The organism is Flavobacterium aquiphilum, assembly GCF_027111335.1.
Classification (GTDB): domain Bacteria; phylum Bacteroidota; class Bacteroidia; order Flavobacteriales; family Flavobacteriaceae; genus Flavobacterium; species Flavobacterium aquiphilum.
Window position 1 is genome coordinate 1,381,527 of the sequence record NZ_CP114288.1, and the last position, 23,647, is coordinate 1,405,173.

Here is a 23,647-nt window from a genome sequence, read left to right on the forward strand (position 1 = left end):
ATGGCATAATTTGATAAAGAATAGAATCCGAAACCGCTGGATGAGATTATTAAAAAACGTCATTGGTACCCCAGTCGAGGGCGAAAGGCTCCACACCATCCACATAAATGAAAAAAAATCCTCCCAGCAGCCCCACGAAATGAAATTCAGCGAAGCTAATCCTTTCGTGTGGCCCTGAAAAAAAAGTCTTTTTTAGTACTTATTGGTCCTTATTGATCATTACAGAACCATAACATTTTGATTTTAAATTCTATAGTTGAAGCTTTGTACTATAATTCCGCTTTTAGATGCATCGAAATTGGTTTTATAAGGTTTGAAAAAATGTACCTAAACATTTTAAATAGCAACATTATAATAAATAGAAATTATGGCCCAACAAAAAGGTATAATTAAATTGAGAGGTACTATTGGTGATATTACTTTCTACAAAACCAAAGACGGTCACATGGCTCGTGAAAAAGGAGGCATTGACGCCAAAAGAATGGCTAGCGATCCAGCCTTTCAGCGCACTCGTGAAAATGGTTCTGAATTTGGAAGAGCCGGAAAAGCTGGTAAAGTCTTGCGTTCTTCGTTACGCACTTTACTTTTGAATGCGGCTGACAGCAGAATGGTCAGCCGATTGACACAATCAATGATGAAGGTGATTCAAGCTGATGGCACCAGTGTACGCGGTTTACGAAACGTCATTGACGGGGAAGCTGAATTATTAACCGGTTTCGAGTTTAACGCTAATGGAATATTGAGTTCCTGCCTGTTTGCCCCTTATGAGGCAACCATCGACAGGGCAACCGGTGAAATCAAAGTAACACTTGCCCCTTTTGTACCTGCCAATATGGTTGTTGCCCCAGGAGGAACCACTCATTTTAAAATCATTTCAGCCGGTACTGAAGTTGACTTTGAAGCCGAAACGTTTATCGAAGCCCATTCGGAAACTGCTGTGTTACCATGGAATACGTTGCCTACTATCGCTATTACCCATACCAATATGGTGACACCCAACAGTACTAAACCGCTTTTTCTGGCTTTGGGATTGGAATTTTTCCAAGAAGTCAATGGAAAAATGTACTCCCTGAAAAATGGTTCTTATAACCCATTGGCCTTGGTAACCGTAAGTGGGGTATAGAATGGTTTTGGTTTTAACCAGAACATATTTCCCCGAGGGAACTAACGGGATGCTTACCCATAAAGGTAAATTAATCTGCTACGCGATTGAATTGCCCTGGAAGGATAATCAACACCAAGTTTCCTGTATTCCCGAGGGGGAGTATTTTATAGAGAAGCGCTACAGCACGCGATTTGGCTGGCATTTGGAAATTTTGGGTGTCCCGAACAGAAGTTTGATACTGTTTCATCCTGCCAATATTGCCTTAAAAGAGCTTAAAGGCTGTATTGCCCCTGTTAGCGAACTTTCAGGTTTCGGAATAGGGCTTCAATCAAAAAAAGCTTTCACAAAGCTTAAAAATTTGATTTATGCCCAACTGGACATGAAAGAAAGTGTTTTATTACTTGTTCAATCTTGATTTCTTGTCCCTCGTCTCTCGTCTCTCGACTTCGCTCGAGATGACATTTTTATTTGAGTAGGGTCTCGACTGCGCTCGAGGTGACAAAACAAACATCATTTTATATTACTTTTTTTAGAATAAAAATGATGCCTCGAGATGACGCGCTTGGGATTACACGCTCAGGATGACGTGCTCGGGGTGACAGGGAATAAATAAAATGTAAAAATTATGAATGTTATCAAACGAGCGAAAGCTCCCACCCCAAAATTTTTTAAAGTACTGCGCAACATTGGACTAGTTGTGGCAGCAGTTGGTGGCAGTATTATTGCTGCTCCGATAGTTTTGCCTGTGACAGTAGTTACACTAGGCGGTTACCTAACAGTTGCAGGAGGTGTATTATCTGCAGTTAGCCAGCTAACTACTGACACTAATACAGAGTCCGATGCAGAGTAGCAACAGTCCGCTAATAGGGACTGCCAGCGGTACCTTTTTGAGTGTATTACCAAATATACACTCGGAAGACATTTTGAAAACAGTTGTACTCGCAATTTTAGGAGCAATTGTAAGTTTCACAATTACTATACTTCTTAAGAAACTGGTTCGAAAGAAAAGTAAATAATTACGAATTTTGGATTACGAATTTTGAATTTTATGAGTCCAGATCTTTCGGTCTGGGCTTTTTTTTTGTAAACCACTAAGGACTGAAAGCGATACACCTGATTACGCAGTTCAATAAATACAACAATCAGCCCACGATCAGTGGCAGTACTTCTTCTAATTTTAAACCAGTGTATAAGCAAAACTCTTCAATACTTATAAATTGATGTTCTTGCTTGTTTAAGTTCTTTTTTATCTCCGTCAGAAGTAATCTTGAATAGCGATAACTTTTGCCTGTAATTATCTGAACGTCTTTTGGATAGATACACACTCTTTTCTGTACTATTTTCATATGAAGATAATATTTGTTTTTTAATGGAATATGGTATCGCCATTCTTCATTCCAGTTTGTGATTTGGAATCATGGCGATTTCATAAGTTGCTGTCTTATATATAACCGAATTATTTTGAACTAAAATTTAAATGCATTTGCTTTAAATTGTTATGAAACAAAATTGACTTCTTTCTTTTGTTTTTTTTCCCAATACGGTTCGGAGTTACGATAAAATTTAACATCGAAGGGGTTTAAATTTTTTGCAATTGGCTACAAAATGGTCTTTTTACTCCATTTTTTACCTTTTTTTTTACTCCGTAGCTCTGCTATGCAGTGCAAAAAAGTTAAAATCTGGGGAAAAAACCCCTATTTTTCGCTTCAATCGAAAAAGTTTAAACCACTTCATTTAATACCAATTGTAAATTCTGGGTTAAAGGTTTAAAATGGTTTAAAAGTTTAAATACAAACGAATAAGTCCCTAGATTCATTTACAATGATTCTTTTTGTAATACCAAGGCCTTCGGCTAAAGTTTAGGACAGGCTATAGTCGAGATCGATTTTTGGGTTTTCATGCCCAAAAGCGCGAAGCTCGACCTGGTAAAACAAACGTCATTTCATATTGTTTTTTTTAGAATAAAAATGGTTCTCGATACAAATTTTCAGAAAAAGCTGTTCGCATTTTCTGAAAATTTACTCGAACTGACGAGTAAACTGTAACGTCATTTTAGATTTTTTTTAGAATAAAAAAGATGTCGCGAGGTGGGGGGCGTGGGGCGTTGAGTTGTGAGTTGTGGGTTGTGAATGGTTAATGGTTAATGGTTAATGGTGAGTTGTGAGTTTATTGGTTGTTAGTATCAATGATTATTTATTAATTCTTTCGCTATTTACGAATCTTCGATTTCGCTACGCTCAAACAGCTTTTCTTTTGCTTTGCCAATTCGCTTCGCTCGGGTTACGCATTCTTCAAACATTTGACACTCGACTGCGAAAGCTAAGGATAATTGAAATTTCTTATTTAAAATAAAATGACTATCCGTTATTTATACCTAACCGATAAAATTGACCACAAATTACACAAATTAGCACAAATTTTTTATTTTAAAATCCGTGAGAATCCGTGCAATCAGTGGCAAAAAATAGTAAGTACGCTTTGCGGACAGTCATATAAAATAAATTTGAACAGGCTCTAATAAATCTAAAAAATAAATTTTAAATAGGCTCTTAAAATCTATAACTTCGCAAGCTTAGTGGAAACCTCTTTTTTACTGAATGATTAAGATGTTTTGCCCTTATGGTTAATCATAGTTTTGTGACTTTGAAGGGCGAAGCCTTGTCTGATAGAGACGGCGTTAATTTGCCGGATATTGAGATAATGGGATAAAATGAGGAATGAATCAAAAATGAATTTAGTTTGTAGTAATGAATGGTATAGATAAGTCTGGCGATTGGCTGTTTGAGATAACACCAAAGAATAAATTTTTCTCTTTAAATTTTAAAGAAATTTGGCAATACAGGGATTTGTTATTTCTGTTTGTAAAACGAGATATAATTACAGTCTATAAACAAACGGTTTTGGGGCCACTTTGGTATTTGATTCAGCCATTGTTTACTTCTGTTACATTTACTATTATTTTTAACAACGTAGCAGGGATAGACACAGGAACGGTGCCTCCTTTTTTATTTAATTTAGCAGGAATTTCAGTTTGGAATTATTTTACTGCCTGTCTTAACGGTACTTCAGATACTTTTAAAGCCAATGCCGGTATTTTTGGGAAAGTTTATTTTCCGAGGATTATTACACCGCTATCTATTGTAATTTCCAATTTGATAAAGTTCGGAATCCAGTTTCTGATTTTTATAGTGTTTTATGTTTTTTTCGTTTTGAAAGGAGTTGATTTAAGTATAAATCCATTAGTTGTTTTTTTTCCAGTCTTAGTTGTTATAATGGGAATATTAGGATTGGGATTGGGAATGGTGATATCGTCGATGGTGACTAAATATCGCGACTTAAGTTATTTGATAGGTTTTGGAATACAATTGTTGATGTATTTATCTGCTGTAATGTACCCAATGACATTGATAAAAGATAAATTACCAGAATTTGGCTGGTTGGTCGAGTACAACCCATTAGCTTATATAATAGAAACATCTCGTTATATGCTTTTGAATACCGGTGAAATTTCGGTGTTAGGCTTAAGTTATACGCTGTTGGTTACTATTGTCTTGTTCTTTGTAGGGCTTTTGATTTTTAATAGAACGGAGAAGAGTTTTATTGATACTGTTTAATAGTGAATAGTGAATGGTGAAAAGTTAATGGTGAAAAGTGAATGATGAAAAGTGAAAAAATATGGATCATAAAGATTTAGATGTTTGGAAAAAGAGTATGGATTTAGTTGAATCTGTTTATAAATTGACTCATCAATTTCCAGAAACTGAAAAGTTTGGACTAATAAGTCAGATGAGAAGATCGGCAGTTTCGATTCCATCTAACATTGCAGAAGGTTCTGCCAGGAAAGGGGATAAAGAATTGTTACAGTTTCTTTATATTGCAATTGGTTCAATTGCAGAACTTGAAACACAATATTTGATTGCAATGCGACTAGGATTTCTATCTAATGAATCCATTGTGGAAAAACAACTGATTGAAGTGAAGAAACTTTTATTAGGATTTAAAAATTATATTGATAAAAAGTTGTGAGAACTGTGAAAAGTGAGTTGTGAATAGTGTGCTGGCTATTCACGGCTCACGGCTCACGACTCACGACTCACGACTTACATGAAAGACATTATATTAAAAGCCGAAAATATTTCCAAGCAATATCGTTTGGGGCAGGTAGGAACCGGGACATTGAGCCATGACTTGAATCGTTGGTGGCATCAGTTGCGTGGAAAGGAAGATCCTTATCTAAAAGTTGGTGATACCAATGATAGAAGCACAAAAGGAGAGAGTGAATATGTATGGGCTTTACAAGATATTAACTTTGAAGTAGAACGAGGTGAAGTTTTGGGAATCATTGGCAAGAACGGAGCCGGAAAATCAACCCTTTTAAAGATTTTATCTAAAGTTACGGCACCCACTACAGGAAGTATTAAATCCCGTGGTCGTATTGCATCACTTTTAGAAGTTGGAACCGGATTTAATGGTGAAATGACTGGGAGAGAAAATATTTATCTTAATGGAGCTATTTTAGGAATGACTAAAAGAGAAATTACCTCAAAGCTTGGTGAGATTATTGATTTTTCGGGCTGCGAACGATATATAGATACTCCAGTAAAAAGATATAGTTCTGGAATGACGGTTAGATTGGCTTTTGCTGTGGCTGCTTTTTTGGAACCTGAAATATTGGTGATTGATGAGGTTTTAGCTGTTGGTGATGCCGAGTTCCAGAAAAAAGCCATTGGTAAAATGCAGGATATCTCTAAGGGTGAAGGGAGAACGGTCTTGTTTGTGAGTCATAATATGGGGTCTATAGCCAGTTTGTGTAAATCAGGAATTTATATGGAAAACGGAAAAATTATTATGCAAGATCATATATCAAAAATAATTGATTCGTATATAAGCTCAAATTCTAATTCAGAAAATTACAAATGTCATAAAGAAGTTCAAAATTATATATCAGATGTTGAAATCTTGAATAAGGGTGTGAAAATTAATCAATTTGGAATAAATGATGAAATTCAAATATGTATTGAAGTAATTTATGAAAATATTTTATCAACTAAAGTCGGAGTAGCATTGTTGGATAGAAATAAAAATAAAGTTTTCACAACTCATTTTGATTTATCAAATATTTCCAACGCGAGGAAAAAAATGTATTTTACTTGTAATATTCCTAGTAAAACGATTTGCCCAGGATTATACTCTTTTGACGTTGCATTATTCAATACAACAGGAATACTTTATGATTATGTTAGTGATATTTGTCAAATAACTGTACTTGAAACAGGTTCAGATATGTATTTTGATAATAATTATGGAAATGTTTTTGTTAATTGTAAATGGGATGAAAAATATTAAAAGATTATTTAAATCTATATTTTCTATAGCAAAAAAAAGAAAAGATATTTTGGAAAATATTATTTATATAGGTAATAATAAGGTATTATATGATAATGTTGAATTTTTAAATTCTGAAATAGGGTATTATTCTTATATATCGAAAAATTCGATTGTTCACAATACAAATATTGGAAAATTTTGTTCTATTGGACCTAATGTAGTTGTAGGATATGGCGATCATCCAACTAATCTTTTATCAACTTCTCCAATATTTTACAGTAAACATACATATTTTGATATTAATGCAACTAAAGATTTGTTTTTTGGGAATTCAAGAGTTACTATAGGTAACGATGTATGGATTGGAGCTAATGTTTTTGTTAAGAATGGTATAACTATTGGAGATGGAGCTGTAATTGGAGCAGGAACTGTCGTTATCAGAGATGTTGAACCATATTCAATAATAGTAGGTGTACCAGGAAAAATGATATCAAAAAGATTTAGTGATGAAATTATTAATAAATTATTAGAAATAAAATGGTGGGATTGGCCTATTTCAATAATAAAGGAAAATCATTTAGAACTTTCTTCTAAAAATATAATGGATAATTTAGATTTGCTTATTAGTATTAAAAATAAAATTAAGTAAATGAAAATTCTTTTCATATCGCACGATGCACATTTGGCTGGAGCTCAGATATTGCTGTTGAATTTGCTAAAGTGGATAAAAAAGTATCATGCTGAAATAGAATTTGATGTTTTATTGACAGGGGAAGGTATACTGACTGCTGATTTTGAAAAGCTTACTAATGTTTTCAAAATGCCTCTTCCTAAAGAGAGAGCCACTGTTTTAGACAAAATCATTTATAAACTTAAATTAAAATTTTTTTATAATGATATTAGTCATAAAAAGTACGATTTAATATATAATAATACATTTTCTAATGGGGAGCTTTCGAGTGTTTTAGAGCTGAATAAAATACCAATTATTACTCATGTCCATGAATTAGAGTATTGGATTAAAAAAAATGGAGTAGAAAATTTAAATAGAATTAAGGCTTCTACAAGTTATTATCTTGCAGCTTCAAAGTCAGTAAAAAACTATTTATTAAAAAACAACATTGCGGATATAAATAATGTAGAAGTAGTTTATGAATGGATTGATAGTCAGTTGCTTTTACAACAAAGTAAAAATAAGAGTATAAGGTTTTTTTTGAATTTACCTGAAGATTCCATAATTATTGCGGCATCTGGACGTGAAAATTTCAGAAAAGGAAAAGATTGGTTTATTCCCATAGCCATACAAGTTTTAACAAAGATTAAAAGTAAAAAAATTCATTTTGTTTGGATTGGAGGTCATACAGCCGAAGAATTAGTTTTTGATTGCATAAAATCTAATTTTCAAAATAATATACATTTTATTGAGCATATTCCAGAGGCAAATACATATTTTAATGAATTTGAAGTTTTTATGATGCTTTCTAGAGAGGATCCTTTCCCTTTAGTTAATTTGGAAGCAGCAATTTGGCAAGTTCCTATAATTTGTTTTGAAAATACTGGAGGAACGGAAGAATTAGTAAGCGAAAATTGTGGTATCAAAGTACCATATGGGAACTTAAATATGTTTGCTGAAGCGATAATTAGAGTGATAGAGAATGAGCAATTTAAGAATGAAATGGGAATGAATATTAAAGAAAAAGTATTAAGAGAATACGATATAAATGTTGTTGGTGAAAAAATTATTAAAGCAATATTTAAAGTTATCGAAAATCATGCAAAATAAAATAAAACCCATAGCGATATATCTCCCTCAATTTCATCCCATTCCTGAAAATGATAAATGGTGGGGGAAGGGTTTTACTGAATGGACTAATGTTACCAAAGCCCAGCCAAGGTTTGAGGGGCATTACCAACCGCATTTGCCAGCAGATTTAGGTTTTTATGACTTGAGATTAGAAGAAGCACGTTTAGCCCAAGAGGAATTAGCTAAGACTTTTGGCATATATGGTTTTTGTTATTATCATTATTGGTTTAATGGAAAACGGGTTTTGGAAGAACCTTTGGATCGAAAAATGCAAAATCCAAACGAAGATTTACCTTTTATGATGTGTTGGGCGAATGAAAATTGGACCAGAACTTGGGATGGTGCTGACCATCAAGTCTTATTAAAACAAGAATATAGTTTTGAAGACGATTTGACTCACATAAAACATTTAATTAATTTTTTTAGAGATAATCGTTATATTAAAGTCAATGGGAAACCGATTTTTATTGTTTATAGACCCAAATTATTTCCTGATATAAAAAAGACTATTGCTATTTGGCGGAAAGCAGTTAAAGAAGCTGGTTTTCCAGATCTTTACATAGGATTTGCACAAAATAAGGAACATTCTTTTTCACCTGAAGAAAAAGGATTTGATTTTGGATTTCAATTTCAGCCTAGTTTTGGAACTCAATCTAATGGTATATCTTATGGGCTCTCTACTGTCAAAATATTAAAATATAGATTTAAAAAAGCACTCGGATATAGAATAAAGAAAAAATTAGGAATAAAGTTGGAATCTTTGAGTTGTTTTTATGACTATTGGAATTATGCTAAAACCCAAATTGACTTTGGTTTTAATTCAAATGTTTACCCCGGGATAACACCTATGTGGGATAATTCTGCTCGTCGCAAAGAACATCCTTTTATACTCCATAATTCAACTCCTGAAAAATATAAAGAGTGGTTAAATTATATTAAAGAAAATTATCCTTGGGAAACTGTTCCAGAACAATTTTTGTTTATTAATGCTTGGAATGAGTGGGCAGAAGGCAATCATTTAGAACCCTGTCAGAAATGGGGAACTGCCTATTTAGAAGCTACAAAAGAAGTTTTAAAGTAATGCTTGCCATCATCATTCCATACTATAAGTTCACTTTTTTCGAGGCAACTTTACAGTCTTTGGCAAAGCAAACCTGTCAAAATTTTAAAGTGTACATTGGCAATGATGCGAGTCCCGAAGATCCTTCAATGTTATTAGAAAAATATAAGGGAAAATTTGATTTTGTTTATCATCGCTTTGAAACCAATTTAGGGGGTGCAGCTCTTACTAAACAGTGGGAGCGATGTATTGCTTTATCTGGAAATGAAGAATGGATTATGATTTTGGGTGATGATGATGTGTTGGGAGATAATGTTGTGGAGGCGTTTTATGAAAATTTGCCAGAAATTGAACAAGAGGGAAGTAATGTGGTGCGGTTTGCGACGCAAGTTATAGATGAAATTACTAATTCAACTTCTAAGGTTTTTGTAAACCCTAAATTTGAAAAGGCTGTTGATTTTTATTGTAGAAGAGATTTAGGTTTGGTAAGATGCTCTTTGTCTGAACATATTTTTAGAAAGAAAAGTTATTTAAATTATTCTTTTCAAGATTACCCACTGGCATGGCATAGTGATGATTATGCTTGGATACAGTTTGCGGAAAACAAACCAATATTTGCAATAAATAATGAAAAAGTATGGATAAGAGTATCAAATGAAAGTTTAACTGGAAGTACAACTAATTTAAAAGATAAGAGAATAGCTGAATCTATGTTTTATATGGATTTAGTTAAGCATAATTTGAATTTATTTAAGAGAGGAACGCGTTTTCAGTTTTTAATGAAAGCAGAGGTATCTATAAAAAAATATAGAAAATTAAGTTTAAAAGAATGGCATATTTTGTTTCTGAAATATGTCCAAAATTTTAAGTTTATTCCCTTTTTTAAATTTACAAGAAGATTCTTGAAAAGTTTTTAATAATGAAACAACTTCTAATATCCATCATCATCCCTACTTACAATCGAGCCCACTTAATTGGTGAAACGCTTGATAGTATTTTGGCACAAACTTACACGAATTGGGAATGTATTGTGGTAGATGATGGGAGTACAGATGATACAGCTGGCGTTTTGATAAGTTATATTGAAAGAGATTCTAGATTTAAGTTCTTTAGAAGAGCAGATGATAGAACAAAAGGAGCCAGTTCGTGCAGAAATATTGGTTTTGAATTGAGCCAAGGGGAATATATTCAATATTTAGATTCAGATGATATAATTTCTGCTAATAAATTAGAAGTTCAACTTGAGGTGCTTTTGGGAGAGAGTGAAACTACTTGCGCAATTTGTAAATGGGGAGTTTTTGACAAGTATGCTGCAGAAAGCATTGTAAAAGAAAATATGCCTTACTACAAAAATTGGGTTTCTATTAAAGATTTTTTTAATGTTTTAGGAGAATATGGACTATACGTTCCAATACACTCGTATTTGATTTCAAGAAATTTGGTTGCAAATGCAGGAAAGTGGAATGAAGATTTGTGTATTAATGATGATGGAGAGTTTTTTACTAGATTATTATTAAAAATAACTAAAATTGTATATGTAGAAAAAGCAATTGTTTTTTACAGGAAAAATAATGAAAATGGATTAAGCAGCTATACAAATCAAAAATTAAAAAAATTAAAATATAGTTGGGAACTAATTGAAAATCATTTGGAACCATTTTATATAGGTGAGAAAATAGAATATGTCTTAAGTGCCAAGAAGAGAATTTTTGAACAGACTAAAGAGGGATTTCCCTTCTTTTTTGTTTTGAATTTCTTTTTTTTTAGGGGGATTATTACTCAGTATTATTCTAAACGAATATGGCAAAAAATAAAAATTAATTATAAATGATATCAGTAATAATTCCCGTTTACAACTCTGAGCTGTATATACAAAAAGCAATTGAATCTGTTTTGGAACAACCTGAAGACATTGAAATTATTATAGTAGATGATGGAAGTGTTGATAACTCGTTATCTATTTGTGAGGTACTATCATGTGATAATTCGAATATCAAAATAGTACAACACCCGGATAAAAAAAATCATGGACGATCTGCAAGTCGAAATCTCGGAATCAGAAATGCAAAAGGTACTTATATCGCATTTCTTGATGCCGACGATTATTATTTGCCCAATAGGTTTGTTAATGATATTGAAATGTTAAAAGAAGATTCCGTAGATGGAGTCTATAATGCGATAAGTGCTCATTTTTATAGAGATTTTACTTCAATAGAGAACGATAAATTGCGATTAACAACGGTTAGAGATGTAATTCCGCCGGAAAAATTATTTGAAAGTATGGGGCCAATTGGTCATTTTGGTTACTTTTCGGGTATTGGAATAACTGTAAAGAAAAGTGTTTTTGAAAAGACAGGTCTTTTTAATGAATTTTTGGAAGTTGCTGAGGATACAGAGTTATGGATAAAAATGGCTCTCACAGTAAATTTGAAATCAGGAAATATTATTGAGCCCGTAGCAATGAGAGGGATTCACAATGCAAATACGTCTTTTAAAGAAAAAGATTTGTACACAGTCAATAATTTAAGAATGTATGAATCGTTGCTGCATTGGAGTTTTGAAAAAGAGATACCTCTTAAGAGAATTGATTTAATCTGGAAAAAAGTATGGATTAACAGAAATTTAAATGATAAAAAATTGAATTCTGATTTGGGTTTTTGGTTTTCAAATGTTTTAAACTACCCTTCCTTATTACTGTTAAAGAGGGGTTATAAAACGTTCCCAATTTTTAGAAGATTAAAAATATGAAGTTTTAAAGATGCCGGATAAATTAATTTCAATCATTATACCAGTTTATAATAGAGCACTTTTAATTGGTGAAACCTTAAATAGTGTTTTGGAGCAATCTTATTCAAATTGGGAATGCCTTATCATTGATGACGGAAGTAAGGATAATACCAATGAAGTCGTAAAAACTTATGTCGAAAAAGATAAGCGTTTTCACTATTATAAAAGACCTGACACATATAATATCGGAGGAAACGGTGCAAGGAATTATGGTTTAGAAGTTTCAAAAGGATTATTTGTACAGTTTTTGGATTCTGATGACCTCTTAGCAAAAAACAAATTGGAATCACAGATGACCGTCCTTTTGAAACAGCAGTCGGATTACTATCTAATTTCCTGTAAATGGGAATATTTTAAAGATAAAAACACGGTAATTCAATTTAATAAGAAAGAGGATTACAAGATTTTTGAATCCCCAAAGAATTATTTTGACTTGATAGGGAAAATAGGTGGTTTTTTTCCTCCACATTGTTTTTTAATTCCTAAAAAGCTCATTGAAAAAAGTGGTTTTTGGAATGAAGATTTATTAAAAAGCCAAGATGCAGAATTTTTTTTCCGGGTCATTTCAAATTCGCGAAAAATACTATTTGACGAAAATACTTATGTTTTGTACAGACAGTCATTACACCAAAATGTAAGTATGCTCAACTCTTTAAACAAAGCGAAAAGCCTAATTAACTGCTGGAAAATTATAGAAGCTCTTTACATAGCAAAATTTCCGGACGATGAAGAAAATTTGTACGTTAATAAAAAGAAAAATGACGTTTATAATGAAATAAAGAAACGTTTTCCTGAACTACTTAAACTAAATAAAGATTTTTTTAAGACTCAAATACAAAAAGACAATTTTGCAAAGAAAATGAAAGGACTGTATAAAAGAATTAAACTACAATTAAAAAATATTAATAAAAGTTTAAGTGTAATATTAACGAAAAGATAAATGACTAGTTTATTATGTTAAATAAAATAAAAGAGTTAATTAGAAGAAAAATTTACAGTCGCTATAATATCAGTTTTTCAAAATCGGGAGAAGATATGCAACTAAAACAACTTTTAGGCTCCAATCATAGAGGGATATATGTCGATGTTGGTTGTTGGGATCCAATAAAAGCATCAAACAGTTACTATTTTCATTTAAGAGGATGGAAAGGAATTTGTATTGATCCTAACCCTCAGATGAAAGATTTATTTTTGCAAAAAAGATCATCAGATATATTTGTTAATGTGGCAATTGGTTCTGGGAATGAAGATCTTATTTACTATATGCTCGAAAACCAATATTCTTCAATGAATACTTTGGATTTTGATTTTATAAAAAATAACAACTTAGAAAATAAAGTTGTTAATGAAATTAAGATAACTACAGTAAGTTTGAAAGCGGTACTTGAAAAGCATATCAGTGAAACTGATCAAATTGATTTCTTAGATATTGACGTAGAGGGTTTTGATTTGAATGTGCTTAAATCAAATGATTGGAATAAATTTAGACCAAAAGTTATTCTAATTGAGACGGCATTGGATTTAAAAAATGATTTTGGGAATGAATTGTCACTATACTTATTTGAGCAAAATTACATTCTTGCAGGAAAAACATTAATAAATAAAAGTTTGGGAAATCTATTTTTTATAGATGCACAGAATTAAATAATGAGAATCGGATATAATCCACATAAAGATAAAATACAGGAAAAATCGGGTTTTTTGCATCAAGTGATTGTTCCTGTCTACATTCCAAATCATGAGGGGTATTTTAAAGACAGTTTTGCTATTTTGAAATTGTGTTTGGAGTCTCTTCTTAATACGGTTCACATCCAAACTTTCATTACCGTTGTAAATAACGGAAGTGATAAAATAATTGCTGATTTTCTGGATTCTCTTTTTGCAGAAAACAAAATTCAGGAACTTATTCATACAGAAAATATTGGTAAGCTGAATGCCATACTCAAAGGATTAGCAGGAAACAACATAGAACTGGTCACCATTTCAGATTCGGATGTTTTCTTTTTGCCAAATTGGCAAAAGGAAACCGTAAAAATATTCAATGAAGTTCCCAAAGCTGGTGTAGTTGGCGTTGTTCCTCAATTTAAAATGTATGAAAGCAATTGTGGAAATGTGTTATTTGACAACATATTCAAGTCCAATCTCCAATTTATTCCCGTAAAAAATGAAGAAGCTTTAGTGAGGTTTTATGATAGTATAGGCTGGGACAGAAATTATAATCAGGATTATCTCGAATATACTTTAGGCTTAAAAATTAATGCAGAATTGAATGTTTTAATTGGTTCCGGACATTTTGTAGCGACTTATAAAAAAGATATGTTCGAAAATATTGTTTCCTATATTGGCTATAAAATGGGCGGGAACAGTGAGGGGTATTTAGACACCTTGCCTTTACAAAAAGGTTATTGGAGATTAACTACCTACGATAATTATGCTTATCACATGGGAAATACATTAGAGGACTGGATGAAGCCTACTTTAGGTGAGAAATATCAAAACGATATTTTAGCATATAATTTTGGAAAAAGAAAAAGGGTAAATGGTATCTCGTATTTTATAAAAAATCGATTTTTTATCAAGTTTATTTCAGTAAAGATGCTAGTGAAATTTTTCTTGAAATGGAAAGGACTACCGCAACGGATGATTGCAAAATATTAAAAGACAGGACAAGTGGCCAAAAAATTTTCAATTTTGATTACGACCAAAAACCGTCTGGAAGACTTAGTTTTTACACTTGAAAAAATTCAGTATTTAATTGATAGATCTGATGTTGAATGTGTTGTTTTTGATGATGGCTCTAGTGATGGGACTAAAGATTATATTGCTAAAAACCATCCTCAAATTATTTTGCATTCCAACAAAGTTTCAAAGGGATATTTGTATTGCAGAAATAAAATGTTAAATGAAACAAAAGCTGATTTTGCCATATCTCTTGATGATGATGCCCATTTTGTAACTGAGAAACCATTAGAGATAATTGCTGCTTATTTTGATCAAAACCCTAAGACAGGATTACTTGGATTTAGAATATTTTGGTCAAAAGAAGCTCCAGACAATGTATTTTCAAATGATTTGCCTGTCAGAATGAAAAGTTTTGTGGGCTGTGCACACGTTTGGCGAATGTCGGTCTGGCGAGAAATACCAAATTACCCCGAGTGGTTTGTTTTTTATGGGGAAGAGGATTTTGCTTCTTATCAGTTATTCAAAAAGAATTGGGAAATTCATTATTTACCGGAAGTTTTGGTGAATCACAGAGTTGACATTAAAGCAAGAAAGAAAGTTTCAGATTATAGTCTGCGATTAAGGCGTTCTTTACGATCGGGCTGGTATTTGTATTTTTTGTTTATCCCCATTCGTTTTATTCCCAAACGATTGGCATATTCGATTTGGGTACAGGTAAAATTAAAAGTTATTAAAGGAGATTTTCAGGCTTTAAAAGCTCTTTTATTCGCCATTTCGGATTTGTTTATTGCAATTCCCAAAATAGTTAAAAATGTAAATCGGTTAACGGTTAAAGAATATCGGGACTATCAAGAGTTAGCAGGTGCAAAAATTTACTGGAAACAGGAAGATAAATAATATTACTATGAAAACTATTTGTATTATTCCCGCACGTGGAGGCTCTAAGCGACTGTCTCAAAAAAATATAAGACTACTAGGGAATTTTCCGCTGATTGCCCATAGCATTTTATATGCAAAAGCAAATAGTGATATTATTGACGAAATTTATGTTTCGACTGACGATTCTGAAATAAAAAAAACGGCCTTGCAATTTGGTGCCAAAGTAATTGATAGGCCTACCTCTATTTCGGGAGATTTTGAGCCTACTGTTTCGGCATTAAAACATGTTTTAGAATCAATTGAAAAGGATGTGGAAAATGTCATTTTATTACAGGCTACAAATCCGTTTCGTCCTAAAAATTTGTTGAAAGAAGGATTTGAAATATATCAAAACGGAGAGTTTGACAGTTTGTTTACCGTAACTCGAAACCATCAAAAATTTGGTAAAATAGCAGGAAATAAATTCATACCCTTTAATTATGAAATTGGGCAGCGAAGCCAGGATTTGGAGCCTTTATTTTTCGAAAATGGATTGTTGTACATTACCAAAGTCTCTTTAATTTTGAAAGACATTATTATTTCGGAAGATGCTTTTCCATTCGAAGTAAATCATATTTTTGCTCAAGTTGATATAGATACTTTGGAAGATTTGGATTATGCAAAATATCTTTTTCAAAAAAAATAAAATATACTCTATGAATCCATATATAGAAATTGGTGGCCGCAAAATAGGCCCTGATTATCCGCCTTTAGTAATTGCAGAAATCGGAATTAACCATGAAGGTTCGCTACAGGTTGCAAAAGAAATGGTCGATGCGGCTTACAGAGCCGGTGTTGAGGTTGTAAAACACCAAACGCATATCGTTGAAGACGAAATGAGCGAAGCAGCCAAAAAAGTCATTCCGGGTAATGCAGATGTTTCGATATACGAAATTATGGAACGCTGTTCGTTGAATGAGGCCGATGAATTGGAACTTAAAAAATATGTGGAAAGCAAAGGAATGATCTTTATTTCGACACCCTTTTCACGAGCAGCAGCCGAACGTTTGAAAAAGTTCGATATTCCTGCCTACAAAATTGGTTCAGGTGAGTGTAACAATTATCCTTTGTTGGAGCATATCGCTTCATTTGGCAAACCGGTTATCTTAAGCACCGGAATGAACACAATTGAAAGTGTCCGGAAGGCGGTTGCTGTTTTTGATAAACACAAAGTTCCGGTTGCTTTATTACACACCACAAACTTATACCCAACCCCAATTCATTTGGTACGTTATGGTGCTATGACCGAGTTGCACCATGCATTTCCAGATAAAGTATTCGGATTAAGCGATCATACACTGAATAACAACGCCTGTTTGGGTGCGGTAGCTTTGGGTGCTAGTATTTTGGAACGCCATTTTACGGATCATATGCAACGTACAGGGCCTGATATTGTTTGCAGTATGGATGAAAAAGCGTGTGAGGAGTTAATAATTTCTTCGGCAGAAATAGCACAAATGCGAGGTGGGACAAAAAAGCCAGCTTTGGAAGAGCAGGTAACAATTGATTTTGCTTTTGCAACGGTTTGTGCTATTGCGCCAATTAAGAAGGGGGGAATTTTAACTAAAGAAAATATTTGGGTTAAACGTCCCGGAACAGGTAAGATTCTTGCTGAGCACTTTAATGAATTACTTGGTAAAACTGCTTTGAGAGATATTGATAATGATGAGCAGTTGAGTTGGGAGGATGTGGATTAAAAACACACCCTCAGCCCCTCTGCAGAGGGGAGTTAGGAGTGCAAATAACAGGGATTTGTGAAATTGGAAACATATTTAAAACCTAAATTTGAATGTTAGCAGTAGCTTATTCCCTCTTGAGAGGGGTTAGGGGTGTGTAATACTAAAAATAAAAATGAAAAAAATCCTATTCCTTACAGGAACCCGTGCCGATTTTGGTAAAATAAAATCATTGATTTCAATTTTGGAAAAACAGCCTGAATTTGAAGTTTTTGTTTTTGTCACAGGTATGCATCTACAGGAAGTTTATGGTTATACTTTAATCGAAATTGAACGCTGTAATTTTAAAAACGTTTTTACTTTCGAAAATCACACTCATGAAACCACAATGGATTTAACACTCGCGAAAACCATTGAAGGGCTTTCCACTTATGTGAAAAATGTGGAACCAGATTTAATTATCGTGCATGGTGATAGGGTTGAAACTTTGGCAGGAGCCATTGTGGGATCCCTGAACAATATTTTGGTTGCACACATTGAAGGAGGGGAGATATCGGGAACGGTCGATGAATTGATTCGCCACAGCGTAAGCAAACTGAGCCATATCCATTTTGTTTCCAATGCGGAAGCGGCAAATCGACTGAAACAGATGGGAGAGATAAAAGAATCTGTTTTTATCATAGGATCTCCTGATATTGATATCATGTTTTCGGATCAGTTGCCGAATCTGCAAACTGTCAAAGAATATTATAATATTGACTTTGAAAAGTTTGCAACTGTCATGTTTCATCCTGTAACTACAGAAGTTAATGAAATGCAAAAATATGCAGAAGCTTTTGTTGATTCCTTATTACAAGATAATCATAATTACATAGTGATTTTTCCGAATAATGATCTAGGGAGCCAGTTTATTATTGATGCTTACCAAAAATTAAAAGAAAATTTAAGGTTTAGAATTTTTCCTTCACTGCGTTTTGAATACTTTTTGACGCTTTTAAAAAATAGTCAGTTTATAATTGGTAACAGCAGTGCCGGTATCAGAGAGGCTCCTTATTATGGGATACCAATTATTAATATAGGAACCCGTCAGCAAAACAGAGCAGTTCATGCTGATATTGTTAATACAGATTATTCTCAAAAGAAAATAAGAGAAGCACTTTTACTGATTGATTCGCATAAAGTTCAAATTTCAAACAATGATTTTGGAGAAGGAAATAGTGCCGAGTTATTTTTACAAAGTCTTATGAAAAAAGACATTTGGGAACTTAATCATCAAAAACAGTTTAGAGATTTTTAATATGCTTACTGTAAGTAATTATCATTATATTCGTCAAGAATATAATGATCCATATCCAAGTATTTTTGGAATGACTCCAAATGGTTTTAGAAAACAATTATTGTTACTAAAAAAGCAAGGAGATTTTATTTCACCTATTAATCTTGCCGCTAATGTAAAAGAAGCATTGGAGTCAAAAGATAATAGGATACTTATAACTTTTGATGATGGATTGAAAGAACAATTTGATTTTGCTTTGCCTATTTTAGATGAGCTTAATATACCGGCTATTTTTTTTGTGAATTCAAGTAATTTTGAAGATAAAAAAGTTAGTACGGTTCATAAAATTCATCTTCTTAGATCCATTATATCTTCTTCAGAATTTTTGAAAAAAATATCCAATGTTTCTTTTTCTGATTTTGAAAAAATAAAGGCAAGGAATATTTATATATATGATGATAATGAGAGTGCTATTTTGAAATATATTTTAAATTTTAAATTAGATTTCAATGAACAGGAAAAAGTCGTAAATAATTTATTTGACAATTATTTTGATGAAAAAACCGTTTTAGATTCGCTATACATGAGCGAAAAAAACCTGAAAGATTTGGCAAAAAATGGCTTTTTGGGAGGCCATTCACATAATCATTATCCATTAGGTTTATTGGAGAAAAATATTATTAAATTTGAACTGGAGAATTCAAAAAGATACTTGGAAAAATTGACCGATTCAAAAATCGACATGGTTTCCTATCCTTATGGAACTCCTGAAACATCTAACGGAAAAGTTGCTGAATTAGCAGAAAAGGCAGGATATAAAATAGGTTTTACAACGACAAGAGGTATTAATACTGTAGCTGAAAATCATTTATTATTAAAGAGATTTGATTGTAATGATTTGGCTGGAGGAAAAAAATATAACGAAAAAAAATGATTACAAGAGAAGCTACTATAAAAGATTGGGAAATTTTAGAATCTTTTTTTAGAATAATTTATAGGGAAAATCATCCGCTTCATTCTAAAGAATTTTGGGAATGGCAGTTTGGAGATTTTAAGTATGGACGTTCTTTTATTTGTTTAAGCGATAATGGAGAAGTAGTTGGCCATGTAGGTGCAAATTTTGGAGGAGGATTAGCATGGATTATCAATGTCTATCTTAATGAGGAATGTAGAGGCAAAGGGATTTTAGGGAGATTGTATGAGTTAGCACGCAATTATTATCCATTAGCCGCTACAGCTGCAAACGAGGCAGGTTTGGGACTTTATAAAAATATGAGATGGATTCGATATTATGATTTAGTTCGTTATGTGAAAATTAACCCTAATATTTCAGATAAAAGTTTTACTGCTATTTGCAATGCCATTAATGTTGATATAAATCATTTGATAAAAAAAGATACGCATTATTTTTGCCAACCTTCTATAAAAGGTATTGTATTAAATGATGGCTCAAGAGCAATAAGTCAGGAAAATGTTGGGGGCTTGAGAATTGTGGATATTGAAAATCTTCAACAATTAGAAAAGGAAGCATGGCAATTAGGTTATTCTTGGATAGATTATATTACCTCTTGGAATGATTTGAAAACTAAAGATTTAGAAAAAAATGGATGGATTTTGGATCATAAATCAATAGTGCCTTGGCGATTAAATCCTATTGAAAAAAATTATTTTTGCGATATTACATTTCTTTCCGAAGATTATTTGGACAGGGAATTTGTAGTGCATAGATCTTATTCAGATCATGGAAGAATTGGGAGTTTATCAATTTAGAAAATGGAAAACAATAAGATATTCATTTTTTTGCCGGATGGTATTGGTCTGCGCAATTTTGCCTATACCGATTTTCAGGTTATAGGGTTACAGGAAAATTTCGATGTCATTTTTTGGAATAATACCCCTTTTGATTTAACCGAATTGCAATTTAAGGAAATAAAAATTTTAAATTCGAAATCACATCCTCTTACTGAAATCTATAAAAATGCCCGTAAACAAATTGAATTAAACCTCAATATCAGAAGAAGTAAGGACAAGGTTTATGATACCTATCGATTTCCTTTTTCGTACACAACAAGTTCCAAAGCGGTAAAAAGTTTGTTGACCCAACTGCTGTCATTTACTCATTCTTCAAAATATGGATTGAACCGTATTCGAAAAAAAATTAAGCAAGAAGAGCGAAAAACGCTGTATTATTATCAAAGTCTTGAAATACTCCGAAAAGAAAAGCCTGCGATGGTTTTTTGTTCTAATCAACGTCCGATGACAGCGATCGCGCCATTGTTAGCGGCTCAGGATTTAGGGATTCCTACTGCAACTTTTATTTTTTCTTGGGATAATTTGCCAAAAGCTACGATGGCTGTGGAAACGGATCATTATTTTGTGTGGAGTGACTTGATGAAAAATGAACTACTTTTTTATTATCCATATATTCAAGAATCACAGGTTTTTGTGACCGGTACGCCACAATTTGAATCTCATTTTGAAAGAGGAAATTTTCTATCAAAGACTGTGTTTTTTCAGCAAAATAAGTTAAATATTGACAAAAAGTATATTTGCTTTTCGGGAGATGATGTAACGACAAGTCCTGATGATCCTTTATATTTAGAAGATGCGGCCAAGGCCATAAAGTTGTTAAATGCTAAGGGGTATAATCTAGGCATAATATTTAGAAGATGTCCCGTAGATTTTTCAAATCGCTATAATGAAGTTTTACAAAAGTATTCGGATGTTATTGTTCCAATAGATCCTCTGTGGAAACCTCTAACTTCTCAGTGGAATAGTGTGTTACCTACAAAAGAGGATAACTTATTATTGTCAAATTTGGGAGAACATTGTGAAATGGTCCTTAATTTGGGATCTTCAATGGTGTTTGATTTTGTTTCCCATAATAAAGCATGTGCTTATTTTCGTTATAACCAAAAAAAACGTTCAGATAAGAATTGGGATTTATTTAAATGTTATCAGTACGTCCATTTTCGTTCCATGCCCTCTAAAGACGCCGTTCTTTGGATAAATTGTCCTGATGATATAGCAGGAATAATTGAACAAGTTTTAACAACTGATTCTTTGGTTGTTGAAAATGCAAAAAAATGGTTTGAAACTATTAATCAGCATCCGCCACAAAATGCTTCGAGAAGAATTTGGAATGGAATTAAAACCATCATTTCTAAAGAATAATCCTTTTCTTTGCGAATCAAAATCGTATGGAATTTTTAAAATAAGTTATGTTTTTTAACTCTTTGGCTTTTGCCATTTTTTTGCCAATTGTTTTTTTTCTTCATTGGTTTGTTTTTAATAAAACAAAGACTAGCCAAAATACCCTTCTTATAATAGCCAGTTATTATTTTTATTCCTGTTGGGATTGGCGTTTTTTGTTTCTATTGGTTTTTTCCACTTTTTTGGACTATTATACCGGTATCCGAATCGAAAAGAGTGCCAACGAAAAGGGGCGGAAATTTTGGTTTTGGTTGAGTATTGGAGTCAATTTGGGTTTTCTGGGAATTTTCAAATACTATAATTTTTTCTCGGTTTCCTTTGCAGAAATGCTTACTTCAGTTGGATTTAAAGCTAGTCCTATTTTATTGGATGTGATTTTGCCGGTAGGTATTTCCTTTTATACTTTTCATGGATTGTCTTATGTAATCGATATTTATTTTAAACGAATAAAAGCCGAATATAATTTTGTTGATTACTCCCTTTTCGTGAGTTATTTTCCACTTCTTGTGGCAGGTCCTATTGAAAGAGCAACCCATTTACTGCCCGAAGTAAAGGTTAAAAGAGAGTTTGATTTTGAAAAAGCCAAAGAAGGGGTCTATCAGATTATTTGGGGATTGGTTAAGAAAGTCGTTATTGCCGATACATGTGCAACTTATGCCAACGCCATTTTTGATCATTATACGTCAATGAATTCTCTTTCGTTGATTTTGGGAGCAGTTTATTTTGCTTTCCAGATTTACGGCGATTTTTCGGGCTATTCCGATATGGCATTGGGAATGTCAAAATTATTTGGGTTGGATTTATTGCGTAATTTTAACTATCCTTATTTTTCGCGGGATATAGCAGAGTTTTGGCGTCGTTGGCATATTTCGCTTACTACTTGGTTTCGGGATTATTTGTACATTCCGTTGGGGGGAAGTAAAGGCGGAGTTTGGATGAAAGTCAGAAATACTTTTATTATTTTTCTGGTAAGCGGATTTTGGCATGGTGCTAGTTGGACTTATATCGTTTGGGGGTTAATAAATGCTATTTACTTTTTGCCTCTACTCTTATCGAATAGCAATAGGAAAAATTTAGATACTATAGCATTAAGATGGGATTTTGATTCGGTAAAAACTGTGATAAATATTCTTTCTACTTTTTTGATTACTTGTGTTGCTTGGGTTTTCTTTAGGGCAAAAACTATAAGCGATGCCATTTTATATTTAAAGCAAATTATCACTAACGGTGATTTTAGTTCACAGTATCTCGATAATGAGAGGTATAATTACGAGCTTTTATTAATGATTGGCTTATTTGTTTGGGTTGAATGGAATAATAGAACGAAAGCAGAACCTATCTCAGGAAAAAGAAGTTTGTTAAAAGTAGTTTTGGCGATACTAGCTATTATGGCTTTCGGGACTTTTTCGGATTATAAAGAATTTATATATTTTCAGTTTTAAAAAGTCTTACTTGTAAAATCGAGTACAGTCGAGATTGTTTAAGAAGAGTATTATGGAGGTCTCGACTGCGCTCGACCTGATATTAGTTCAATTAAAATTGACTGATTATATAAAAGTTAATATGACTATATGTGATTTATACCTAACTGATAAAATTGACCACAAATTACACAAATTAGCACAAATTTTTTATTTTAAAATCTGTGAGAATCTGTGTAATCAGTGAAAAAAAATAAGTACGCTTTACTGACAGTCTTAAAAGTTAATATTAAATGAAGCAGTTTTTAATCTATTAAAATTGAGTGATTATATAAAAGTTAGCATGACTATATGTGATTTATACCTAACCGATAAAA

23 protein-coding genes are annotated in these 23,647 nt (G+C 32.6%); all 23 read left to right on the plus strand.

Annotated elements, in window-relative coordinates:
* Positions 1–367: 367 nt before the first annotated feature.
* Positions 368–1,123, plus strand: a complete 756-nt coding sequence (locus tag OZP12_RS05710) for a hypothetical protein (protein WP_281228086.1) — start codon at positions 368–370, stop codon at positions 1,121–1,123.
* Position 1,124: 1 nt separating this feature from the next.
* Positions 1,125–1,520, plus strand: a complete 396-nt coding sequence (locus OZP12_RS05715) for a DUF5675 family protein (RefSeq protein ID WP_281228087.1) — start codon at positions 1,125–1,127, stop codon at positions 1,518–1,520.
* Between the two features lie 282 nt (positions 1,521–1,802).
* On the plus strand, positions 1,803–1,955 hold the full coding sequence (locus tag OZP12_RS05720) for a hypothetical protein (protein ID WP_349293567.1): 153 nt from the start codon (positions 1,803–1,805) through the stop codon (positions 1,953–1,955).
* Positions 1,956–3,852: 1,897 nt separating this feature from the next.
* Positions 3,853–4,719: an ABC transporter permease gene (locus tag OZP12_RS05730; protein WP_281228091.1), complete on the plus strand. Its 867-nt coding sequence runs from the start codon at positions 3,853–3,855 to the stop codon at positions 4,717–4,719.
* Positions 4,720–4,780: 61 nt separating this feature from the next.
* Complete coding sequence (locus tag OZP12_RS05735) at positions 4,781–5,131, plus strand: four helix bundle protein (RefSeq protein ID WP_281228092.1); 351 nt, start codon at positions 4,781–4,783, stop codon at positions 5,129–5,131.
* Between the two features lie 78 nt (positions 5,132–5,209).
* Positions 5,210–6,451 carry an ABC transporter ATP-binding protein gene (locus OZP12_RS05740; protein WP_281228093.1) on the plus strand — a complete coding sequence of 414 codons (1,242 nt, stop codon included), beginning with the start codon at positions 5,210–5,212 and terminating at the stop codon, positions 6,449–6,451.
* Positions 6,438–7,082, plus strand: coding sequence for a CatB-related O-acetyltransferase (locus tag OZP12_RS05745; RefSeq protein WP_281228094.1), 645 nt, complete (start codon positions 6,438–6,440; stop codon positions 7,080–7,082). The genes OZP12_RS05740 and OZP12_RS05745 overlap by 14 nt, the downstream gene beginning before the upstream one ends.
* Positions 7,083–8,216: a glycosyltransferase family 4 protein gene (locus tag OZP12_RS05750; protein WP_281228095.1), complete on the plus strand. Its 1,134-nt coding sequence runs from the start codon at positions 7,083–7,085 to the stop codon at positions 8,214–8,216.
* The gene (locus OZP12_RS05755; protein ID WP_281228096.1) at positions 8,164–9,318 is read left to right on the plus strand and encodes a glycosyltransferase WbsX family protein; all 1,155 of its coding nucleotides are present in this window, start codon (positions 8,164–8,166) and stop codon (positions 9,316–9,318) included. Before OZP12_RS05750 ends, OZP12_RS05755 begins: the two co-directional genes overlap by 53 nt.
* Entirely contained in the window at positions 9,318–10,214 is an 897-nt protein-coding gene (locus OZP12_RS05760; protein ID WP_281228097.1) for a glycosyltransferase family 2 protein, read from the plus strand. Before OZP12_RS05755 ends, OZP12_RS05760 begins: the two co-directional genes overlap by 1 nt.
* 2 nt (positions 10,215–10,216) lie before the next feature.
* The gene (locus OZP12_RS05765; protein WP_281228098.1) at positions 10,217–11,128 is read left to right on the plus strand and encodes a glycosyltransferase family 2 protein; all 912 of its coding nucleotides are present in this window, start codon (positions 10,217–10,219) and stop codon (positions 11,126–11,128) included.
* Positions 11,125–12,045: a glycosyltransferase family 2 protein gene (locus OZP12_RS05770; RefSeq protein ID WP_281228099.1), complete on the plus strand. Its 921-nt coding sequence runs from the start codon at positions 11,125–11,127 to the stop codon at positions 12,043–12,045. Before OZP12_RS05765 ends, OZP12_RS05770 begins: the two co-directional genes overlap by 4 nt.
* Positions 12,046–12,055: 10 nt before the next feature.
* The gene (locus OZP12_RS05775) at positions 12,056–13,024 is read left to right on the plus strand and encodes a glycosyltransferase family 2 protein (protein WP_281228100.1); all 969 of its coding nucleotides are present in this window, start codon (positions 12,056–12,058) and stop codon (positions 13,022–13,024) included.
* A 14-nt stretch (positions 13,025–13,038) separates the two neighbouring features.
* Positions 13,039–13,728, plus strand: a complete 690-nt coding sequence (locus OZP12_RS05780) for an FkbM family methyltransferase (RefSeq protein ID WP_281228101.1) — start codon at positions 13,039–13,041, stop codon at positions 13,726–13,728.
* Between the two features lie 3 nt (positions 13,729–13,731).
* Positions 13,732–14,742, plus strand: a complete 1,011-nt coding sequence (locus OZP12_RS05785) for a glycosyltransferase family A protein (RefSeq protein WP_281228102.1) — start codon at positions 13,732–13,734, stop codon at positions 14,740–14,742.
* A gap of 12 nt (positions 14,743–14,754) precedes the next feature.
* Positions 14,755–15,663 carry a glycosyltransferase family 2 protein gene (locus OZP12_RS05790; RefSeq protein WP_281228103.1) on the plus strand — a complete coding sequence of 303 codons (909 nt, stop codon included), beginning with the start codon at positions 14,755–14,757 and terminating at the stop codon, positions 15,661–15,663.
* Between the two features lie 7 nt (positions 15,664–15,670).
* Positions 15,671–16,330 (plus strand): acylneuraminate cytidylyltransferase family protein, encoded by a 660-nt coding sequence (locus OZP12_RS05795; RefSeq protein WP_281228104.1) that lies wholly within the window; start codon positions 15,671–15,673, stop codon positions 16,328–16,330.
* 10 nt (positions 16,331–16,340) lie between these two features.
* Entirely contained in the window at positions 16,341–17,381 is a 1,041-nt protein-coding gene (neuB, locus tag OZP12_RS05800; RefSeq protein ID WP_281228105.1) for an N-acetylneuraminate synthase, read from the plus strand.
* Positions 17,382–17,535: 154 nt separating this feature from the next.
* A complete protein-coding gene (neuC, locus tag OZP12_RS05805) occupies positions 17,536–18,657 on the plus strand; it encodes a UDP-N-acetylglucosamine 2-epimerase (protein ID WP_281228106.1) in 1,122 nt (373 codons plus the stop codon).
* 1 nt (position 18,658) lies between these two features.
* Positions 18,659–19,570, plus strand: coding sequence for a polysaccharide deacetylase family protein (locus OZP12_RS05810; protein ID WP_281228107.1), 912 nt, complete (start codon positions 18,659–18,661; stop codon positions 19,568–19,570).
* Positions 19,567–20,406, plus strand: coding sequence for a GNAT family N-acetyltransferase (locus OZP12_RS05815; protein ID WP_281228108.1), 840 nt, complete (start codon positions 19,567–19,569; stop codon positions 20,404–20,406). Before OZP12_RS05810 ends, OZP12_RS05815 begins: the two co-directional genes overlap by 4 nt.
* 3 nt (positions 20,407–20,409) lie before the next feature.
* Positions 20,410–21,810, plus strand: a complete 1,401-nt coding sequence (locus OZP12_RS05820; protein ID WP_281228109.1) for a glycosyltransferase family protein — start codon at positions 20,410–20,412, stop codon at positions 21,808–21,810.
* Between the two features lie 47 nt (positions 21,811–21,857).
* Positions 21,858–23,291, plus strand: coding sequence for an MBOAT family O-acyltransferase (locus tag OZP12_RS05825; RefSeq protein ID WP_281228110.1), 1,434 nt, complete (start codon positions 21,858–21,860; stop codon positions 23,289–23,291).
* Positions 23,292–23,647: the final 356 nt, after the last annotated feature.

Excerpts from the sequence above, each read along its gene's own strand:
- OZP12_RS05820 (WP_281228109.1), top strand. The coding sequence starts at position 20,410 with ATGGAAAACAATAAGATATTCATTTTTTTGCCGGATGGTATTGGTCTG.
- OZP12_RS05785 (WP_281228102.1), top strand. The coding sequence starts at position 13,732 with ATGAGAATCGGATATAATCCACATAAAGATAAAATACAGGAAAAATCG.
- OZP12_RS05775 (WP_281228100.1), top strand. The coding sequence starts at position 12,056 with ATGCCGGATAAATTAATTTCAATCATTATACCAGTTTATAATAGAGCA.
- OZP12_RS05715 (WP_281228087.1), top strand. The coding sequence starts at position 1,125 with ATGGTTTTGGTTTTAACCAGAACATATTTCCCCGAGGGAACTAACGGG.
- OZP12_RS05730 (WP_281228091.1), top strand. The coding sequence starts at position 3,853 with ATGAATGGTATAGATAAGTCTGGCGATTGGCTGTTTGAGATAACACCA.
- OZP12_RS05825 (WP_281228110.1), top strand. The coding sequence starts at position 21,858 with ATGTTTTTTAACTCTTTGGCTTTTGCCATTTTTTTGCCAATTGTTTTT.
- neuB (WP_281228105.1), top strand. The coding sequence starts at position 16,341 with ATGAATCCATATATAGAAATTGGTGGCCGCAAAATAGGCCCTGATTAT.
- OZP12_RS05770 (WP_281228099.1), top strand. The coding sequence starts at position 11,125 with ATGATATCAGTAATAATTCCCGTTTACAACTCTGAGCTGTATATACAA.
- OZP12_RS05710 (WP_281228086.1), top strand. The coding sequence starts at position 368 with ATGGCCCAACAAAAAGGTATAATTAAATTGAGAGGTACTATTGGTGAT.
- OZP12_RS05765 (WP_281228098.1), top strand. The coding sequence starts at position 10,217 with ATGAAACAACTTCTAATATCCATCATCATCCCTACTTACAATCGAGCC.
- OZP12_RS05795 (WP_281228104.1), top strand. The coding sequence starts at position 15,671 with ATGAAAACTATTTGTATTATTCCCGCACGTGGAGGCTCTAAGCGACTG.
- OZP12_RS05780 (WP_281228101.1), top strand. The coding sequence starts at position 13,039 with ATGTTAAATAAAATAAAAGAGTTAATTAGAAGAAAAATTTACAGTCGC.
- OZP12_RS05735 (WP_281228092.1), top strand. The coding sequence starts at position 4,781 with ATGGATCATAAAGATTTAGATGTTTGGAAAAAGAGTATGGATTTAGTT.
- OZP12_RS05815 (WP_281228108.1), top strand. The coding sequence starts at position 19,567 with ATGATTACAAGAGAAGCTACTATAAAAGATTGGGAAATTTTAGAATCT.
- OZP12_RS05750 (WP_281228095.1), top strand. The coding sequence starts at position 7,083 with ATGAAAATTCTTTTCATATCGCACGATGCACATTTGGCTGGAGCTCAG.
- OZP12_RS05745 (WP_281228094.1), top strand. The coding sequence starts at position 6,438 with ATGAAAAATATTAAAAGATTATTTAAATCTATATTTTCTATAGCAAAA.
- neuC (WP_281228106.1), top strand. The coding sequence starts at position 17,536 with ATGAAAAAAATCCTATTCCTTACAGGAACCCGTGCCGATTTTGGTAAA.
- OZP12_RS05740 (WP_281228093.1), top strand. The coding sequence starts at position 5,210 with ATGAAAGACATTATATTAAAAGCCGAAAATATTTCCAAGCAATATCGT.
- OZP12_RS05760 (WP_281228097.1), top strand. The coding sequence starts at position 9,318 with ATGCTTGCCATCATCATTCCATACTATAAGTTCACTTTTTTCGAGGCA.
- OZP12_RS05810 (WP_281228107.1), top strand. The coding sequence starts at position 18,659 with ATGCTTACTGTAAGTAATTATCATTATATTCGTCAAGAATATAATGAT.